The following is a 16,655-nucleotide window of genomic DNA, read 5'->3' as shown; positions in this document are numbered from 1 at the left end:
CGAACACTGCCCGGCGCAGCACTGTAATCGAACGGGAACGACCGGTTCAGTGGCCGCAGGGGGATCGCGCGGGTATGTGGACCAACGCCCCTGAGGTCGGATTTGACCGACCGGTGAGGTTCCCGGCGGCCGGTCCCGGGAGGCGGCCCGGTACACGCCCGGTGGTGCGCCCCCGGGGTGCCGTGGGGACAGCCGCCCTCAGGGACCCGCCGAGTCGCCCCTCATGCCCCCGCCCCAGCGCGACAGATCCACGCTCCGGTACGCCCCGCCGGTGCCGCCCGACCCCGACCGCGAGAGCCGCGCCAGCTCCGCCAGGTCCGCGAGCCCCTGCTCGGTCCGCCCCAGCGCCAGGTTCGTACCGGCCCGTGCCCACAGGGCAGGCCGGTGGCCCGGCGCGAGCCGCAGCGCACGGTCCAGATCGGCGAGCGCCTCCTCGTGCCGCCCCGCCAGTGCGTGCGCCGCGCCGCTCGCCGCGAGCTCCCACGCCTCGCGGCCGTTCGCGGTCGCGGCCGCCCGGTCCAGATCGGCACGCGCGCCCGCCCGGTCGCCGAGCCGCTCGCAGACCTCGGCCCGCCGCAGCCGCGCCCACACGTAGTCCGGCTCCAGTTCCAGCGCCCGGTCCAGGTCCCGGAGCGCCTCGGCGGGCCTGCCCGACGCCTCCAGCGCCATGGCCCGGCTGCCCAGCGCCCAGGCGTACGCCGGGTCCAGCTCCAGCGCCCTCGTGTACTCGGCGACGGCTTCCTCGAAGCGCCCGGCGAAACGGTAGGCATCGCCGCGCTCGCCGGCGATCCACGGGTTGTCCGGGGCCAGGCCCCCGGCGCGGCTCAGGTCGGCCAGGGCACCGGCGAAGTCGCCGCGCCTGGTACGGGCCCTGGCCCTGCGCAACAGCGCCCACACATAGGCCGGCCTGAGCTCCAGCGCCCGGTCCAGGTCGCGCAGCGCCTCGTCGGTGCGCCCCAGCAGCAGCAGCGCGTGCCCGCGGCTCGCCAGCGGCCAGTGGTGGTCGAGGCCGCCGCCGACCGCGCCGTCCAGGTCCGCGACGGCCTCCTCGTACCGGCCCGCGAGCCGGTGCACCTCGCCCCGTTCGGCGAGTGTCCACGCGAACCCCGGGTCCAGCTCCAGCGCCCGGTCCAGATCGCACAGGGCCGCGTCCAGATCGCCGAGCCTGCGGTGGGTGCGTCCGCGTCCGTGCAGGGCGGCCGCGCTGGCCGGGTCCAGTTCCAGCGCCCGCAGCGAGTCGGCGAGCGCCGCCTCGTACTCACCGGCGTTGTGCAGATCCCGGGCCCGGACCACCAGCGCCTCGACCCGGCCCGCCGTGTCCAGGTCCGCCCGGGCGAGCAGCAGGCCCAGCAGGTCCACGCCCAGGCGGCGTTCGTCGGCGAGCGCGGCGAGAGCGTCCCGGCCCCACATGCGCAGCGGTTCACTGTCGGTGTCCTCGCCGGCCTGGGCCAGCGCCCGTGCCCAGGCGCGCGCGGCCGCGGTGCCCTCGCGGCAGGCGCCGATGCCGTCGCGCAGCGCCCCGGGCAGCGCGATGCGGGGCTGCGCGCACAGCCGGTGGTACGTCTCCTCCAGACGCAGCTCCCGCCAGGCCTCCGCCGCCCACAGCCGCTGCGGGTCGACGCCCGCGGCTGCCGTGGCACACCACCGGGCGAACGCCGTGGCGAGCCGCTCGTGGCCCGCGATCCAGCGCTGCGGGGAGCCGGCCCGCCGCAGCCGCAGCATGGGGGCGCGTACGACGTCGTGGTAGACGACCCGGCCCGCGCGTTCGTCCACGAACGGCATGGACCGCAGCCAGGCGAACAGCTCCGCGGCGCCGTCCGGAACACCGTCCGGAACGCTCGCGGCGAAGACGTCCTCGTTCAGGCGGCGCGGCAGGGCGCCGTCGAGGGCGGCGGCCCGGCGTACCGGGTCCTGCTCGCCCTGGAGGAAGCGTTCGACGGCGGTGGCGCTCGGGTCGTCGACGGCTCCCGCCGCGGTGCCCGGGTTCTCGGCGAGGGTGGAGACGAGGACAGGCAGCCGCCCTGACAGCCGCAGCACCTCCCGTACGACGGGCTCGTCCACCACTCCCTTGGCCGACAGCAGCTCGCGTGCCTCCGCCTCGGTGAACGGTTCCAGCGACATTTCGGCGACGAGGTCGAGGCTGTCCGCCCAGCGCACCCGGTCCAAGGGGCGCCGGCCCGCGGTGGTGACGATCAGGCCCGCCGGCAGCTCGCCGTACCGCTCGGTGCCGAACAGGGCGCACAGCCACGGGTCGAGAAAGGCGCCGGTGCGTTCGTACGTGTCGAAGAACAGCGTGATCCAGGGAGCTCCGTCAGCTGCCGCCCGCTCCAGTTCGGCGAACAGAAGCGGGGTCAGCACCGGCAGCGGGTCCATGACCAGCTGGACGTCGTCCTGGCGGAAGCGTGCGCTGAGCGCGGCCCGTACCCGTTCGGTGCCCTCGGCGAGCCGGGCCGGGTCGACCGCGCCGGCGAGCGCCCCGACCCCGGGAATCAGCGACAGGCCGACCAGCCCGGCTCGCGCGGCGATCGCATGGGAGAGCGACGGGCCGCCCGCGGTGAGCGCCTGTTCCGGGTCGTCCACCACCGACGCGGCCTCGTGCCGGCGCTGACGGTACGTCGACATCATCCGGTCGAAGGCCTTCAACGGACGCCCGTCGCGCCCGGCTTGGGCGCTGATCGCCGCCATCGCGTCCGGCACGCTGTTCACCGAGTCGTCGACGTGGGCGGTCAGCGCGCCGCGCCCGCGGGCCGTGTCCTGCAGTTCGCGTACGAGGGAGGTCTTGCCCACCCCGGCGGTGCCGCGGACATGGAAGACGAACCGGTGACGGTCGTCCTCCGGCGGGAAGTCGAAGTTGCTGTCGAACAGGGCCAGTTCGGCCCTGCGGCCGACGAACCGGGCGCGTCTGCGCCCCCGGATCACCTGCTGTAACGACGGTCTCGCCCGATCCCCCGTGACACCACCAGTCATGCGATCAGTCTGGCAGCAGCGGCAACAGCTCGGGCAGATGTCCGTCGGACGCCATGGCGGCCTGCTGCCGCTCGTCCGGAACCTCCCCGTACAAGGTGGTACGGGGCTTGGCCGGCCGTCCGGCCGCCTCCGCGATGGCGGTCAGATCACGGATGGAGCGGTAGGACCCGTAACTGGAGCCGGCCATCCGGGAGATGGTCTCCTCCATCAGCGTGCCGCCCAGGTCGTTCGCCCCCGAGCGCAGCATCTCGGCCGCGCCCTCCGCGCCCAGCTTCACCCAGCTGGTCTGGATGTTGGTGATGTACGGGTGCAGCAGGAGGCGGGCCATGGCGGTGACGGCCCGGTTGTCACGGGTCGTCGGCCCCGGCCGGGCGATCCCCGCCAGGTACACGGGCGCGTTGGTGTGGATGAAGGGAAGCGTCACGAACTCCGTGAAGCCACCGGTCTCCTGCTGAATACGGGCGAGCGTACGGAAGTGGCCGAGCCAGTGGCGCGGCTGGTCCACATGCCCGTACATCATGGTCGACGAGGACCGGATACCCAGCTGGTGCGCGGCTGTGACGACCTCGATCCAGGTGGCGGCCGGGAGCTTGCCCTTGGTGAGGACCCAGCGGACCTCGTCGTCCAGGATCTCCGCGGCCGTTCCCGGGATCGAGTCGAGCCCGGCCTCCTTGGCCGCTGTCAGCCATTCCCGGATGCTCATCCCGGTCCTGGTCGCGCCGTTGACGACCTCCATCGGCGAGAAGGCGTGCACATGCATGCCGGGGACGCGTTCCTTGACGGCGCGCGCGATGTCGAAGTACGCGGTCCCCGGCAGGTCGGGGTGGATACCGCCCTGCATGCACACCTCCACCGCGCCGACCTCCCACGCCTGCTGGGCGCGGTCGGCGACCTGGTCGAGGGACAGGGTGTACGCGTCGGCGTCGGTACGGCGCTGGGCGAAGGCGCAGAAGCGGCAGCCGGTGTAGCAGACGTTGGTGAAGTTGATGTTGCGCGTGACGATGTAGGTGACGTCGTCGCCGACGACCGACTTCCTCAGGTCGTCGGCGATCCGGGTGAGGGCATCGAGCGCCGGACCGTCGGCGTGCAGCAGCGCGAGGGCCTCGTCGTCGGTGAGCTTCGTCGGATCGTCCGCGGCCGTGCGCAGGGCCGCCCTGACGTCCGTGTCGATGCGCTGCGGCACCATGCCGGGCGCGGCGGCCTCGCGCAGCGCCTCCCAGTTGCCGTACACCTCGTCGAAGTCGTCACGCCGGTCGTGCGTACGGCCCTCGGTGTCGATGGTGCGGTGCAGATCGGTACGGCCGGTGGCGGTGAAGCCCTCGTCGGGCTCCTGCCAGGGCAGTCCGGCGGGCAACGCGCCAGGGCGCGCGAGCCCGGTCCCGGGGTCGGCCAGGGCCCGTACGTGCGGCAGCAGCCGGGGGTCGAGCCAGGGCTCACCGCGCCGCACGAACTCCGGGTACACGCAGAGCCGCTCCTCCAGCCGGAAACCTGCCGCTTCCGACCGCGCCGAGAGCTCGTCGATCTGCGGCCATGGCCGCTCCGGATTGACGTGGTCGGGGGTGAGCGGCGAGACGCCGCCCCAGTCGTCGATCCCGGCGCCGATGAGGCGCGCGTACTCGTCGTCCACGAGGTTGGGCGGGGCCTGGAGGCAGGCCGAGGGTCCCATGATGTGCCGCGCGACGGCGACGGTCGCGACGAGCTCGTCCAGCTCGGCGTCCGGCATTCCGCGCATGGCCGTGTCCGGCTTGGCGCGGAAGTTCTGCATGATCAGTTCCTGGATACCGTGGTAGGCGCGGGAGATGCGGCGCAGCGCGAACAGCGACTCGGCGCGCTCCTCGTACGTCTCACCGATCCCGATGAGCAGCCCGCTGGTGAACGGGACCGAGCTGCGGCCCGCGTCCTCCAGCACGCGCAGCCGTACGGCCGGCTCCTTGTCCGGCGACCCGTGGTGCGGCCCGCCGGGCTCGCTCCACAGCCGGGTCGCCGTGGTCTCCAGCATCATCCCCATCGACGGCGCGACGGGCTTGAGCCGCTGGAAGTCGGTCCATGACATGACGCCGGGGTTGAGGTGGGGCAGCAGCCCGGTCTCCTCCAGGATGCGGATCGCCATGGCCCGTACATAAGCGATGGTGTCGTCGTAGCCGTGCGCGTCGAGCCACTCACGGGCCTCGGGCCAGCGGTCCTCGGGCTTGTCGCCGAGAGTGATGAGCGCTTCCTTGCAGCCCATTTCGGCGCCGCGCCGGGCGATGTCGAGTACCTCGTCCGGCGACATGTACATCCCGTGTCCGTCGCGGCGCAGCTTGCCGGGCACGGTGGCGAACGTGCAGTAGTGGCACTTGTCGCGGCACAGCCGGGTGAGCGGGATGAAGACGCTCTTGGAGTACGTGATCACGCCCCGCCGCCCGGCCGCTTCGAGCCCGGCGTCCCGCACGCGCGCGGCGGACGCGGCAAGGTCCTCGAGGTCGCTGCCGCGCGCCTGCAGCAGCACGGCGGCCTCGGCGGCGTCGAGGGCGACACCGTCCCTGGCGCGCTTGAGGGCGCGGCGCATGGCGTTTTCGGTGGGTCGTCCGGCCTGGTCTGCGGCCTGGTGATCCGTCATGCAGCGAGCATACGAGCGCCCGATGGCGGCATGTTCCCCGGCCAGGACGCATGCCCTGAAATGGGCTGAGTACTTCCCAGGGCCCGGCCTCCTCACGTTCGTGTACACGGATTCCGGTCTCACCGGAATCCGTGTACACGACTCCCCCTTCTGCTTCAGCCCCGGCGAGGAATGGGTCGTGTGCGGCGGGGCGCTGGAGCTGCAAAGGCCGGCATCCAGCTGCTTCGTGTACGCGGGTGTCATCCCTGCGGACCAGACGGCCTCCCTCGCCCGCGTGTCCTGGTGGCGGCGCACCGGCCGGGGCGGCAGGGTCGGGGGCGTGAAGACGCCACGCCTGGTCGCTGTAGTCGCTCTCGCCGTCGCCGGGGTTCCAAGTGTCGCGCTCCTGGTCGCCGATGCCGTCGGGCCTTCCGGGGCGACACCCGTGCAGGCCCCCGGCGCGCCCCTGCCCGCCAGGGTTCCGGCGGGAGAGGCGTCGCCTCAGGCGTTGCCGCCGCCGGCCTGAGGGTTCACAGGTACTGGGCGTAGTCGTCGAGGACGCGCAGCACCTCCAGCTCGTCCCCCGGGGGGAGTTGGAGCACCACCTCCTCCACACCCAGTTCCGCGCAGCGGGCAAGCTTGCCCGGCGAGGGCAGGACCGCGTACGGGACCACCTGAAGTGTCCTGGGGTCGCGGCCCGCCGACTCCCAGACCTCCCTCAGGGCCGGGACCGACTCCATCAGACCGCGGCCGCCGATCGGCAGCCAGCCGTCCGCGTACTCCGCGATGTGGGCGAACAGCTTCGGGCCCGCCGCGCCGCCGACCAGGGTGCGGGGGGCGCCCCCGGCCGGCTTCGGGAAGGCGAAGGAGGCGCGGACGGAGCCGTACTCGCCCTTGTACGCGACCGGCTCGGGCGACCACAGCGCACGCATCAGGCGCATCCGGTCCAGCACCAGATCCCGCCGCGTCGGCCACTCCACCCCATGGTCCACCGCCTCCTCCACGTTCCAGCCGAAGCCGACGCCCAGCGTGAAGCGGCCGCCCGACACGTGGTCCAGGGTCGCGATCCGCTTGGCCAGGTCGATCGGGTCGTGCTGGGCGACCAGGGCGATACCCGTCCCCAGCAGGAGGTGGTCGGTCACCGCGGCCGCCTGGGCGAGGGCGGTGAACGGGTCCAGGGTGCGGCCGTACTCGGGCGGCAGCTCGCCGCCCGCCGGGTAGGCGGTCGCCCGTTCCACGGGGATGTGCGTGTGTTCGGGCAGATAGAGCCCGGCGAAGCCTCGTTGTTCCAGCTCGCGGGCCAGCCGTACGGGGGTGATCGTCTCGTCGGTGAGGAAGATCGTGGTCGCGATCCGCATGGGGGCTCTCCTCCGTCGTGCGTCACATGGGGGCGGGATCACGGTATGCCGGATATCGTCCGGCGTCGTCAGTCATGACCGCGTCATCCACCAAACCCCTTCCCTTGCCCGTGAGTTCACGGCTCAATACCAGGGTTCGAGTGCATCACTGAAGTCACTGAAGTCCTTCCTTGAAGTCCTTGCAGTCTCTCGACACCCTGGAGAGCCGACGGCATGTGCAACGACGACGAACACGCAGCACGCTCGATCGGACGACGCGGACTCTTCGTGACGGGAGCCGCCGCAGCGCTTACGTTGGGCAGTGTGAGCTTCGCGAGTGCGGCCCCACGTAGCAGCGACGAGCAGACCGAGGTCGTACGCGGCACCCTGCCGCCCGGCGCCCCCGACTTCGTCTATCTGCCCGTCGAAGTACCGCGCGGAGTACGCGAGATCCACGTCTCGTACACGTACGAGCGGCCGGTCATGCCACCCGGCACGGTCGGCAACGCCCTCGACATCGGCATCTTCGACGAGCGCGGCACCGAGCTCGGCGGGGCCGGGTTCCGCGGATGGTCGGGCGGGGCACGCACCGAGTTCTTCATCCGGGCGGACGACGCGACCCCCGGGTACATCCCCGGGCCCGTCCGCGCCGGCACCTGGAACATCGCCCTCGGGCCGTACACGGTCGCGCCCCAGGGACTCGCGTACGAGATCACCGTCACGCTGCGGTACGGCGCGGCGGAAAAGACGCCCAGAGCGGTCTACCCGCCGGAGCGGGCCAAAGGGCGCGGACGTGCCTGGTACCGCGGGGACTGCCATATCCACTCCTGGCACTCGGACGGCAGACGCACCCCTGCCGAGATCGCCGCGCTCGCCCGCGCCGCCGGGCTCGACTTCATCAACTCCTCCGAGCACAACACCCACTCCGCGCACGCCCACTGGGCCGACCAGGCGGGTGACGACCTGCTGATCCTGCTCGGCGAGGAGGTCACCACCCGCAACGGGCACGTGGTCGCGCTCGGCACGGACCCGGGGACGTTCGTCGACTGGCGATACCGCGCCCGCGACAACCGCTTCGGGCACTGCGTCCGCGAGATCCGCCGGGCCGGCGGGCTCGTCGTGCCCGCGCATCCGCACGCGACCTGCATCGGCTGCAACTGGAAGTTCGGCTTCGGCGAGGCGGACGCGGTGGAGGTCTGGAACGGGGCGTACACCCCCGACGACGAGGTGTCGCTCGCCCACTGGGACAGCACCCTCGTCGCCGCTGCCCGCTCCGGGCGGCGCTGGATCCCGGCCATGGGCAGCAGCGATGCGCACCGCCACCCCGACCCGATCGGGACACCGCAGACGGTCGTCCTCGCCGACGCTCTGTCCCGGGAGGCGATCCTCGACGCCATCCGCGCCGGTCGCAGTTACGTCGCCGAGTCCAGGGCGGTGTCCGTCTCCCTGTCGGCGACGGGCGCGCGCGGGCAGCACGCCGGCATCGGCGAACGGCTGCGCGTGGACGCCGGTGACCTGGTGACGGTACGGCTGGACGTCGCGGGCACCCCCGACTGCACGGCCCGGATCGTCACCGACCAGGGCGTGCTGCACACCGCCACGATCCCGGCGTCGGGAACGGGCACGGTGGAGTGGCGCACGACGGCGCAGTACGCCTCGTACGTACGCGCCGAGGTGCGCCACGCGCCCGTGGTGCCGGTCCTGCCGGGCCCGCCGGCCGCCTTCACCAACCCGATCTTCCTGGGAAAGTGAAGACTTCGGCCGCGTACTCTCGAAGGAGATCCGCGGAAGGAAAGTGACCATGGGCAGCTCCGCCGACGGGCCGCGGTCCGTCGACCGCGCGTTGGAGATCCTCGACGCCGTCGCCGACGCGCCCGCGCCCCTCGGGGCGAAGGCGCTCGCGCGGCGGCTGGGGTGTTCGCTGTCGACCGTGTACCACCTCCTGGCTCCGCTCACCGCCCGTGGGCACCTCATCAGGACCGCCGACGGGTACGCGCCGGGTCCTCGGGTGGCCGCGCTGCACCAGTCGTTCCGGCGGCATCTCGGGCTGGGGCCGCAGATCGCCGAGCTGCTGCCCCGACTGCGGCGGGCCACCGGCGCGGAGGCGTACTTCACGGCCTACCGGGACGGCCGGATCACCGTGATCGACAGCACCGCCCCGGCGACCGACCTCGCCCACCCCTTCGTACCCGGGCCCGAGACGCGGGCCCACGCCACCGCGCACGGCAAGGCGCTGCTCGCCGCGCTGCCCAGGGCGGTGCGGCGGCGCTACCTCGCCGAGTACGGGATGGCCCGGCTGACCGACCGTACGATCACCAGCGCCGAGCGCCTGGAGGCGGAACTGGCCCAAGTCCGGGGGCAGGGCTTCGCGGTGTCCGTCGGCGAGGCCGACCCGGCGTACACCTGCCTTGCGACGACTCTGCCGCACCAGGGTCCTGAGGGTGCCGTGCATGCGCTGTCGGTGTCGTTGCCGACCGCCGACTTCCGGCGGCGGCACGGCGAGGTCCGCGCGGCGGTCGTGAGGGTCGCGGCAGCGCTGCCGCTGTGAAGGGTCCGGTTTCCGGCGGGGTCGGAAAACGGGGTGTCCCAGGTGGCCCCGAGCCCCGGACCGCGTAAGGCTGGAACCATGATCTTCATCGCCGTCAGGTTCCCCGTCCGGCCCGAGTACAGCGATCGCTGGCTCGGCCTCGTCGACGACTTCACCCGGGCCACCCGCGCCGAGCCGGGCAATCTCTTCTTCGACTGGTCACGCAGCGTCGAGGACCCCCACCGGTTCGTGCTGCTCGAGGCCTTCGCCGACGCGGAGGCGGGCGCGGCGCATGTGGCGTCCGACCACTTCAAGGCGGGCATGGAGGCCATGTCCGTCGCCGTCGCGTCCACGCCGGAGATCATCAACGTCGAGGTTCCGGGCCAGGGCTGGAGCGCCATGGGCGAGCTGAAGCCGGCGGGCGACCGGTAGGCCACTCGGCAACCCGGTGCACGGTGCCGGTCACCGGGGCGCAAGCTCTGCCGGTACGCCTGCCAGGTGAACTGGACCTCTCGTTGTAGCTGTTCACGACCGTGCCGGTGCCGGAGCCCTTCCCCCAGGACCCGGTCACGCATCCTTGTACGGCTTCCCGTGCGGGGACCACGGCGTCCACGGCAGTGCCTCGCGCCAGCCCCCGCGGTCGTGTGCCCAGTCGCTGATCACCCTGGCCACGGGCTGGGGGCCGATCACATCGCCCTGACTGGGCACATGCGCCTGGAAATGCCGATCCGCGCTGCCTTCGCGGTACTCCACCTGGTAGCTGAGGTCGCCGTTGAGATGGACCTGCATGTAGTGCTCGTCGACGGGCTCCCGGTCCAGCCGTTCGACGATCACGAAGGGCCAACTGAGGTTCATGTCGGCAAGCAGGTCGTGCACGGCTTCGTCGGACGGATCGTCGATCGACCGTCCGCCGGCCTCGCTCGCCCGGATCAACGGCTTCGGCTTCTGCCCCGACTTCGGCTCCGGCTTCGTCATGAGGGCGACTGTACGGGGCCGGTGCGACAACGCCCGGTGCAGCGATTGTCCACCACTACGCACCGGTTGAACCGCATCGAGCGACCGCCGCTCGTGTCTACGGCGATATCGGGCAACGCGCCGATCGCCACCCGTACGCGACCGGGTAAGAGCGCGCAGACGCGTGGGGCGTCACGGCTTGCGCAGGGCGCCGAGGTAGACCCCGAGCAGAATCAGCGGAGTCCCCAGCAACAGGCCCCCCGTCAGCGGTTCGTCGTCGAGCCGGGCCGAGAGCAGGATCGTGATCACGGGGATGACGACGAAGACGTACGCTGCCCGTGACGGGCCCCAGTTCTTGATCACGAGGAGATAGAGCACGAAGGTCGCCACGGAACCCGCCAGGACGAGGTAGGCCAGTGCCCACCAGGTCGCGGTGCCCTCCGGGAGGACCCGGTCGTCGCCCGCGGCTGCCGATCCCGCGAACAGCAGGACCGCCGCGCCCGTCATGCCCACCGCGTTCATGGTCACCGGATGGACCTTGGGCAGCCGGTGGACCAGCACCGCGGCCTCGGCGAAGGAGAACACGGCGCCGAGCATGGCGAGGAACGACAGCACCGGGACCGAACCCTGCAACGGTGCCCGGGACACCACCGCGACGCCGGCCACCGCGAGTACGGTGCCGACGGCCGCGAGCGGCCGGAATCTCTCCTGGCGTTGGGCCACCGACAGCAGCAGCGCCACGAGCGGCACCAGGGAGAGGATCGTCTGGCCCAGTCCCGCGTGGATACGGACCAGTGCGTAGTAGGCGAGGGCGAAGGTGACGCCGAAGTTGAGCACGCCGAAGAGCAGTGCACCGGCGAGCGCCCGGCCGCGCGGCCACTTCAGCCGCATCGCCGCCATGACGACGAGCAGGACCACGGCCGCGGCCCCGAAACGCAAGGCCGCACCCCACAACGGGTCGAGCTCACGGTTGCTGAACCGGACGCCGACCGCGTTCCCGCTGCCGAGGAGACAGGCCGCGGTGAACGTGGCCAGGGCCATCCGGCTGCCCGAGCGTCGCATCCCTGCACGGTAGGGCGGGTGCAGCATCGCCGGGAGCCGACACTCCAGGCCCTCCCGGCGCGGCGATACCCGTGTCGGCAGTTGGTCCTCCCGGCGCCGGCCCGGCGGCCGTCGGTGACGACCGCCGGGCCGGGACGCGGCAGGGAGCGTTCGGGTCAGTCCGCGATCACCAGCGACGGGGTGCCCTTCGTCAGCACCTCGCCACGGAAGAACGCGGGGCTGCGGCGCTGCATGATCAGCATGATGACGCCGCCGAGGAGCAGCAGTCCGACTCCGATCACGAAGACCGAGCCGACCCCCAGGACCGCGGAGCCGGAGCCGTAGGCCGGGTCCCACATGTCGTAGAGCGTCTTGCCGAAGACCGCCGACAGCAGGAGACCGCCGAGGACCGGGAGGAGGCCCTTGAAGGCGAAGTCGCGGACCGAGCGGAAGAGCTCGCCCCGGAAGTACCAGGCGCAGGCGAACGCGGTCAGCGCGTAGTAGAAGCAGATCATGAGGCCGAGCGCGTAGATGGTGTCGACCAGGACGTGCTCACTGACCAGGGTCATGACCGTGTAGAACGCGCCGGTGGCGATACCGGCGACGACCGTGGCGCGGCCGGGGACCTTGAAGCGGGGGCTGACCTTCGCGAAGGACGCGGGCAGGGCCTCGTACGTGGACATCGCGAGCACCGTGCGGGCGACCGGGATGAACGTCGTCTGGAGGCTGGCCGCGGCCGATGCGAGAACGGCGACGAAGAGCGCGATGCCGAGGACAGGACCCATCACCGGCCCCGCCAGGGCGGCGAAGACGTTGTCGGAGGTGTCCGGGTTGGCCAGGCCGAGGCCCTTGTCGCCCGAGCCCACGGCCATCTGCGCGGCGATGCCGGTGGCGAGGTACGAGCCGACCAGGACGACCATGGCGACGAGCGCGGCGCGGCCGGGGGTCCTGGCGGAGCCCGTGGTCTCCTCGTTCGTGGACAGACAGGCGTCCCAGCCCCAGTACATGAAGATCGACAGGGAGAGGCCGGCGGTGAAGGCCGCGAAGGACTGGACCGCGAAGGGGTTCATCCAGGACCAGGAGAAGCCGATCCCGGTCTCGAAGGCTCCGCTGCCCGCCTTCTGAAGGGCCATCACGACGAACACGGCCAGGACGACGAGCTGGAGGCCGACGAGGGCGTACTGCACACGCTTCGTGGCGGTCATACCGCGGTAGCTGATGGCGGTGGCGACGGCGATCAGTACGAGGCAGGTGAGGATGTGGACGGCCTTGTTGCCGTCCAGGGCGGCGACCGAATCGCTGCCGGTCAGCTCGCCCGCCAGCAGCCAGAAGTAGGAGGTCGCGACGCCCGCGAGGTTGGAGATCACGATGATCGTCGCGATCACCAGGCCCCAGCCGCACATCCAGCCCACGCGCGGCCCGAAGGCCTTCACCGTCCAGGTGAAGGACGTGCCGGAGTCCGGCATCACCTTGTTGAGCTCTCGGTAGGCGAAGGCGACGAGGAGCATCGGCAGGAAGCCGGCCAGGAAGACGGCGGGCATCTGCAGCCCGACCTCGCCGGCCGTGGAGCCGAGGGTGGAGGTCAGGCAGTACACGGGGGCGACCGTCGAGATTCCGATGACGGCACTGCCCATGAGGCCGACGGAATTCTTTTCGAGGCCCTTGGAGCGGACGCCCCCTTCAGGGCGTCCCCGTACCGTGTCTCCGACCTGGGGTCGCGTCTCCAGCTGAGTCATGAAGAGGACGTTAAGTGCTGCGATTCCCGCATCCGAGCGAGTGAAGTCCGACTATCGAACCTTGGATACTGGCCATAAAGCGCCGGAATGTACTGTCATTCAAAAGATCAACCAGCGATTGACCAAGATATCAAAAGGCATCACCCCAAGGGTTCCGGATTGCGAAAACCGCAGCAGTGTCCGTTTTGCCCTCTTTCGAAATTTTCCGGTGACGTTCCTGTCTCAGCCACCGGGCCAGACGATCGCCTGCAGTTCGCTGTACGCGTGCAGGGCGTACGAGCCGACATCGCGGCCCACTCCGCTCTTCTTGAACCCCCCGAACGGCGCCTCCATGTTCCGGCCGATCGTGTTCACCCCGACCCCGCCGGCCCGCAGCCGCCGCGCCACCCGGAAGGCCCGCGCCGCGTCCCCCGACCAGACGTAGTCGATCAGCCCGTAGTCGCTGTCATTGGCGAGCGCGATGCCCTCCTCCTCGTCGTCGAAGGGGACCACGACCACGACCGGGCCGAAGATCTCCTCCCGTACGACACGCATTTCGTTGGTGCAGTCCGCGAAAAGCGTCGGAGCGACATAGAAGCCGCGCGCGAAATCGGGGCGCTCGCCACCCACGACCAGCCGCGCGCCCTCCTTCTTGCCCAGTTCGACGTACGACTCGATCCGGTCGCGGTGCACCGCGGAGATCACCGGCCCGACCACCGTGCCCCGCGCCATCGGGTCTCCGACCTTCATGAAGGCCAGGTAGCCCGTGAGCTTCTCGATCAGGCTGTCGTACACCGCCCGCTGGGCCAGCACGCGCGTCGGCGCCGTGCAGATCTGGCCGCTGTAGAAGGCGAAGGTCGTGCCGATGCCCATGACCGCGGAGTCGAGGTCGGCATCGTCGAAGACGACCGCGGCACCCTTGCCGCCCAGCTCCATCAGCTGCCGCTTCATCGCCCGCCCGCACACCTCGCCGATGCACTGGCCCACGGCCGTCGAGCCGGTGAAGCTGACCATGTCGACGTCGGGCGAGTCGACGGCCGCCTCGCCGACCTCCGTACGGGATCCGGAGACGACGTTCACGACACCGGGCGGCGCTCCCGCCTCTTCCAGGGCCTGAGCCATCCGGTAGACCGACAGCGGGTCCTGCGGGGCGGGCTTCACGACGACCGTGTTGCCCATGGCGAGCGCGGGTGCGACCTTGCCGGCCGGGTTCGCCCACGGGTTGTTGTACGAGGTGATGCAGGTGACCACGCCGACCGGGCGGCGGGCGGCCAGCGCGCCGAAGATCCCGGCCCTGCCCATCGGGCCCGCCTCGTTGATCTGCGGGGGCAGGCCCCGTTCAACGGGCTCCAGCGCGCCCTTCGCGTACCGCCGGAAGCGGGAGACCCCCACGGCGACCTGCATTCCACGGGCGGTGCCGGTCGTCGCCCCTGTCTCGGCGCGGGCGAGGTCCGCGTACGCCTCGAACTCGCGCCGGATCACATCCGCGGCCCGGTCCAGGACCGCCGCGCGCTCCTCGGGGGCCGTACGGGACCAGGGCTCGAAGGCGTCGCGGGCAGCGGCCGCTGCCTCGTACACCTGGTCGCGGCTCGCCTCCGGGGCCAGGCCGACGGGCTCCTCGGTCGCCGGGTCGATCACCTCGTAGTGGCCGCGGTCCGGCTCGGTCCACTCCCCTCCTATGTACAGCCGCTGCGCCTTGCTCACCTCGTGCTCACCGTCCTGGTGTCGCGGCCCGAGCGCAGCACCCGGCCCGGGATCGCCCCCGTGACCTCGTCGTCGCGGATGGTCTCGACGCCGTTGACGCGTACGGACACGATGCCGACCGCCCGCGAGTCCAGACGCGGGCTTTCCCCCGGCAGGTCGTGGACGAGGGTCGCCGGGCCGGCGTCGATCCGCTCGGGGTCGAAGAGGACCAGGTCCGCGTGGTGGCCCTCGACGATCCGGCCGCGTTCACGCAGACCGAAGAGCTGCGCAGGGTCGTCGGTGAGCATCTTCACCGCCTCCTCCAGCGAGGCCAGCCTGCGTCCGCGCAGACAGTCACCGAGGAAGCGGGTGGTGTACGGCGCTCCGCACATCCGGTCCAGATGCGCGCCCGCGTCCGAGCCGCCGAGCATGACGTCCTCGTGCTGCCAGGTCTCGGCGCGCAGGGCCCAGGACGCCGGATCGTTGTCGGCGGGCATGGGCCACAGGACCGTACGCAGGTCGTCATCGGCGCAGATCTCGACGAGGCAGTGGAAGGGGTCCTGGCCGCGTTCGGCGGCGATGTCGCGGACGACCCGGCCGGTGAGGCCCTGGTTCGCGTCGCAGTAGGTGTCGCCGATGACGTACCGCTCGAAGTTCGCGAGGCGGCGGAAGACGCCGGCCTCCTTGGAGGCGGCGCGGCGCAGCATTTCGGCGCGGACGGCAGGGTCCCGGAGTTTCCCGATCCGCTCGGGGACGGACAGGGCGAGGATCTCGCCCCAGCCGGGGATCAGGTTGAGCGCGCAGAAGGTGCCGAGCGACATGTTCATGGGGGTGAGGATCGGCATGGTCAGGGCGACGATCCGGCCGCCGGCCTTGCGGGCCCGTTCGGAGGGGACGAGCTGGCGCGGGACGCGTTCGGGTACGGCGGCGTCGATGGTGAGGACGTTCCAGTTGAGCGGGCGGCCTGCGGCGGCGCTCATCTCGACGAAGAGGTCGATCTCGTCGTCCGAGAACTGGTCGAGGCAGCCCCCCACGATCGCTTCGAGCTGAGTGCCCTCGTGCTCGGCGACGGCACGCGAGAGGGCGAGCAGTTCGGCGGGGTCGGCATGACGGGAGGCGACGGGTTTGCCGTCGCCGTCGGAGTGTGTGGAGGACCGAGTGGTCGACAGACCCCAGGCGCCGGCGTCCATGGCGTCGTGGAAGAGACCGAGCATCTCGTCGAGCTGCTCGGGGGTGGGCCGGCCGCCGACCGCGTCCGGACCCATGACATGGCGGCGCAGGGCGCAATGGCCCACCATGAAGCCCGCGTTGACAGCGATCCGGCCTTCGAGGGCGTCCAGGTACTCGCCGAAGGTGTGCCAGTTCCAGGGCGCGCCCTCCTCCAGGGCGACCAGGGACATGCCCTCGACCTTGGACATCATGCGGCGCGTGTAGTCGGCGTCCTCGGGGCGGTCAGGGTTCAACGGGGCAAGGGTGAAACCGCAGTTGCCGCCCGCGACCGTGGTGACGCCGTGGTTCATCGAGGGCGTGGCGTACGGGTCCCAGAACAGCTGCGCGTCGTAGTGGGTGTGCGGGTCGACGAAGCCGGGGGCGAGGACGAGGCCGGTCGCGTCCTCGCTGGTACGGGCCGCTTCGGTGACGGTGCCGGGCGCGGCGACGACGGCGATGCGACCCTCGCGTATGCCGATGTCGGCGGCGCGCGCGAGGGCGCCGGTGCCGTCGACGACGGTTGCGTTTCGGATGAGGTGGTCGAGCATGGGACGTCCCTCTCTCTGCGGAGACTGCGCGGGGCGTGGCCCGGTCGGGGGGGTGACTCAGCCGTGGGGCGTGGCCCGGTCGGGGGCGTCGCGGCC

General features: G+C 71.6%; 12 protein-coding genes. 4 read left to right on the top strand and 8 right to left on the bottom strand.

Annotated elements, in window-relative coordinates; genetic code table 11:
• Positions 1-198 precede the first annotated feature (198 nt).
• Both ACFYWI_RS12695 and ACFYWI_RS12690 read right to left on the bottom strand, forming a co-directional pair.
• A complete protein-coding gene (locus tag ACFYWI_RS12695; RefSeq protein WP_389229651.1) occupies positions 199-2,967 on the bottom strand; it encodes a tetratricopeptide repeat protein in 2,769 nt (922 codons plus the stop codon).
• A gap of 4 nt (positions 2,968-2,971) precedes the next feature.
• Positions 2,972-5,566 (bottom strand): bifunctional FO biosynthesis protein CofGH, encoded by a 2,595-nt coding sequence (locus ACFYWI_RS12690; protein ID WP_389229648.1) that lies wholly within the window; start codon positions 5,564-5,566, stop codon positions 2,972-2,974.
• A 100-nt stretch (positions 5,567-5,666) separates the two neighbouring features.
• Between ACFYWI_RS12690 and ACFYWI_RS12685 the strand changes: the two genes are divergently transcribed.
• Complete coding sequence (locus ACFYWI_RS12685) at positions 5,667-6,071, top strand: hypothetical protein (RefSeq protein ID WP_389229645.1); 405 nt, start codon at positions 5,667-5,669, stop codon at positions 6,069-6,071.
• A gap of 4 nt (positions 6,072-6,075) precedes the next feature.
• Here the strand turns inward: ACFYWI_RS12685 and ACFYWI_RS12680 are convergent, their stop codons facing one another.
• Positions 6,076-6,903 carry a TIGR03619 family F420-dependent LLM class oxidoreductase gene (locus ACFYWI_RS12680; protein WP_389229642.1) on the bottom strand — a complete coding sequence of 276 codons (828 nt, stop codon included), beginning with the start codon at positions 6,901-6,903 and terminating at the stop codon, positions 6,076-6,078.
• A 213-nt stretch (positions 6,904-7,116) separates the two neighbouring features.
• Here ACFYWI_RS12680 and ACFYWI_RS12675 point away from each other — a divergent pair, with 213 nt between their 5' ends.
• The 3 genes from ACFYWI_RS12675 (at position 7,117) to ACFYWI_RS12665 (ending at position 9,841) form a co-directional block, all read left to right on the top strand.
• On the top strand, positions 7,117-8,634 hold the full coding sequence (locus tag ACFYWI_RS12675) for a CehA/McbA family metallohydrolase (protein ID WP_389229639.1): 1,518 nt from the start codon (positions 7,117-7,119) through the stop codon (positions 8,632-8,634).
• Between the two features lie 49 nt (positions 8,635-8,683).
• Entirely contained in the window at positions 8,684-9,430 is a 747-nt protein-coding gene (locus ACFYWI_RS12670) for an IclR family transcriptional regulator (protein ID WP_389229636.1), read from the top strand.
• A 78-nt stretch (positions 9,431-9,508) separates the two neighbouring features.
• Positions 9,509-9,841: a putative quinol monooxygenase gene (locus ACFYWI_RS12665; protein WP_389229633.1), complete on the top strand. Its 333-nt coding sequence runs from the start codon at positions 9,509-9,511 to the stop codon at positions 9,839-9,841.
• A 135-nt stretch (positions 9,842-9,976) separates the two neighbouring features.
• On the opposite strand, the gene ACFYWI_RS12660 is transcribed toward ACFYWI_RS12665, so the two are convergent.
• The 5 genes from ACFYWI_RS12660 to ACFYWI_RS12640 all read right to left on the bottom strand — a co-directional run bounded on the left by ACFYWI_RS12660 (position 9,977) and on the right by ACFYWI_RS12640 (position 16,559).
• Positions 9,977-10,384 carry a hypothetical protein gene (locus tag ACFYWI_RS12660; protein WP_389229629.1) on the bottom strand — a complete coding sequence of 136 codons (408 nt, stop codon included), beginning with the start codon at positions 10,382-10,384 and terminating at the stop codon, positions 9,977-9,979.
• Positions 10,385-10,555: 171 nt separating this feature from the next.
• The gene (locus tag ACFYWI_RS12655; RefSeq protein WP_389229626.1) at positions 10,556-11,425 is read right to left on the bottom strand and encodes a DMT family transporter; all 870 of its coding nucleotides are present in this window, start codon (positions 11,423-11,425) and stop codon (positions 10,556-10,558) included.
• A gap of 155 nt (positions 11,426-11,580) precedes the next feature.
• Positions 11,581-13,140 carry an APC family permease gene (locus ACFYWI_RS12650; RefSeq protein WP_389229623.1) on the bottom strand — a complete coding sequence of 520 codons (1,560 nt, stop codon included), beginning with the start codon at positions 13,138-13,140 and terminating at the stop codon, positions 11,581-11,583.
• A 222-nt stretch (positions 13,141-13,362) separates the two neighbouring features.
• The gene (locus tag ACFYWI_RS12645; protein ID WP_389229621.1) at positions 13,363-14,823 is read right to left on the bottom strand and encodes an aldehyde dehydrogenase family protein; all 1,461 of its coding nucleotides are present in this window, start codon (positions 14,821-14,823) and stop codon (positions 13,363-13,365) included.
• Positions 14,820-16,559, bottom strand: coding sequence for an amidohydrolase family protein (locus ACFYWI_RS12640; protein ID WP_389229618.1), 1,740 nt, complete (start codon positions 16,557-16,559; stop codon positions 14,820-14,822). The genes ACFYWI_RS12645 and ACFYWI_RS12640 overlap by 4 nt, the downstream gene beginning before the upstream one ends.
• Positions 16,560-16,655: the final 96 nt, after the last annotated feature.

This window comes from Streptomyces sp. NPDC002889 (assembly GCF_042888425.1).
Taxonomy (GTDB): domain Bacteria; phylum Actinomycetota; class Actinomycetes; order Streptomycetales; family Streptomycetaceae; genus Streptomyces.
Note: the sequence above shows the minus strand (reverse complement) of the source record. Positions and strands in the feature narration are given on the sequence as shown.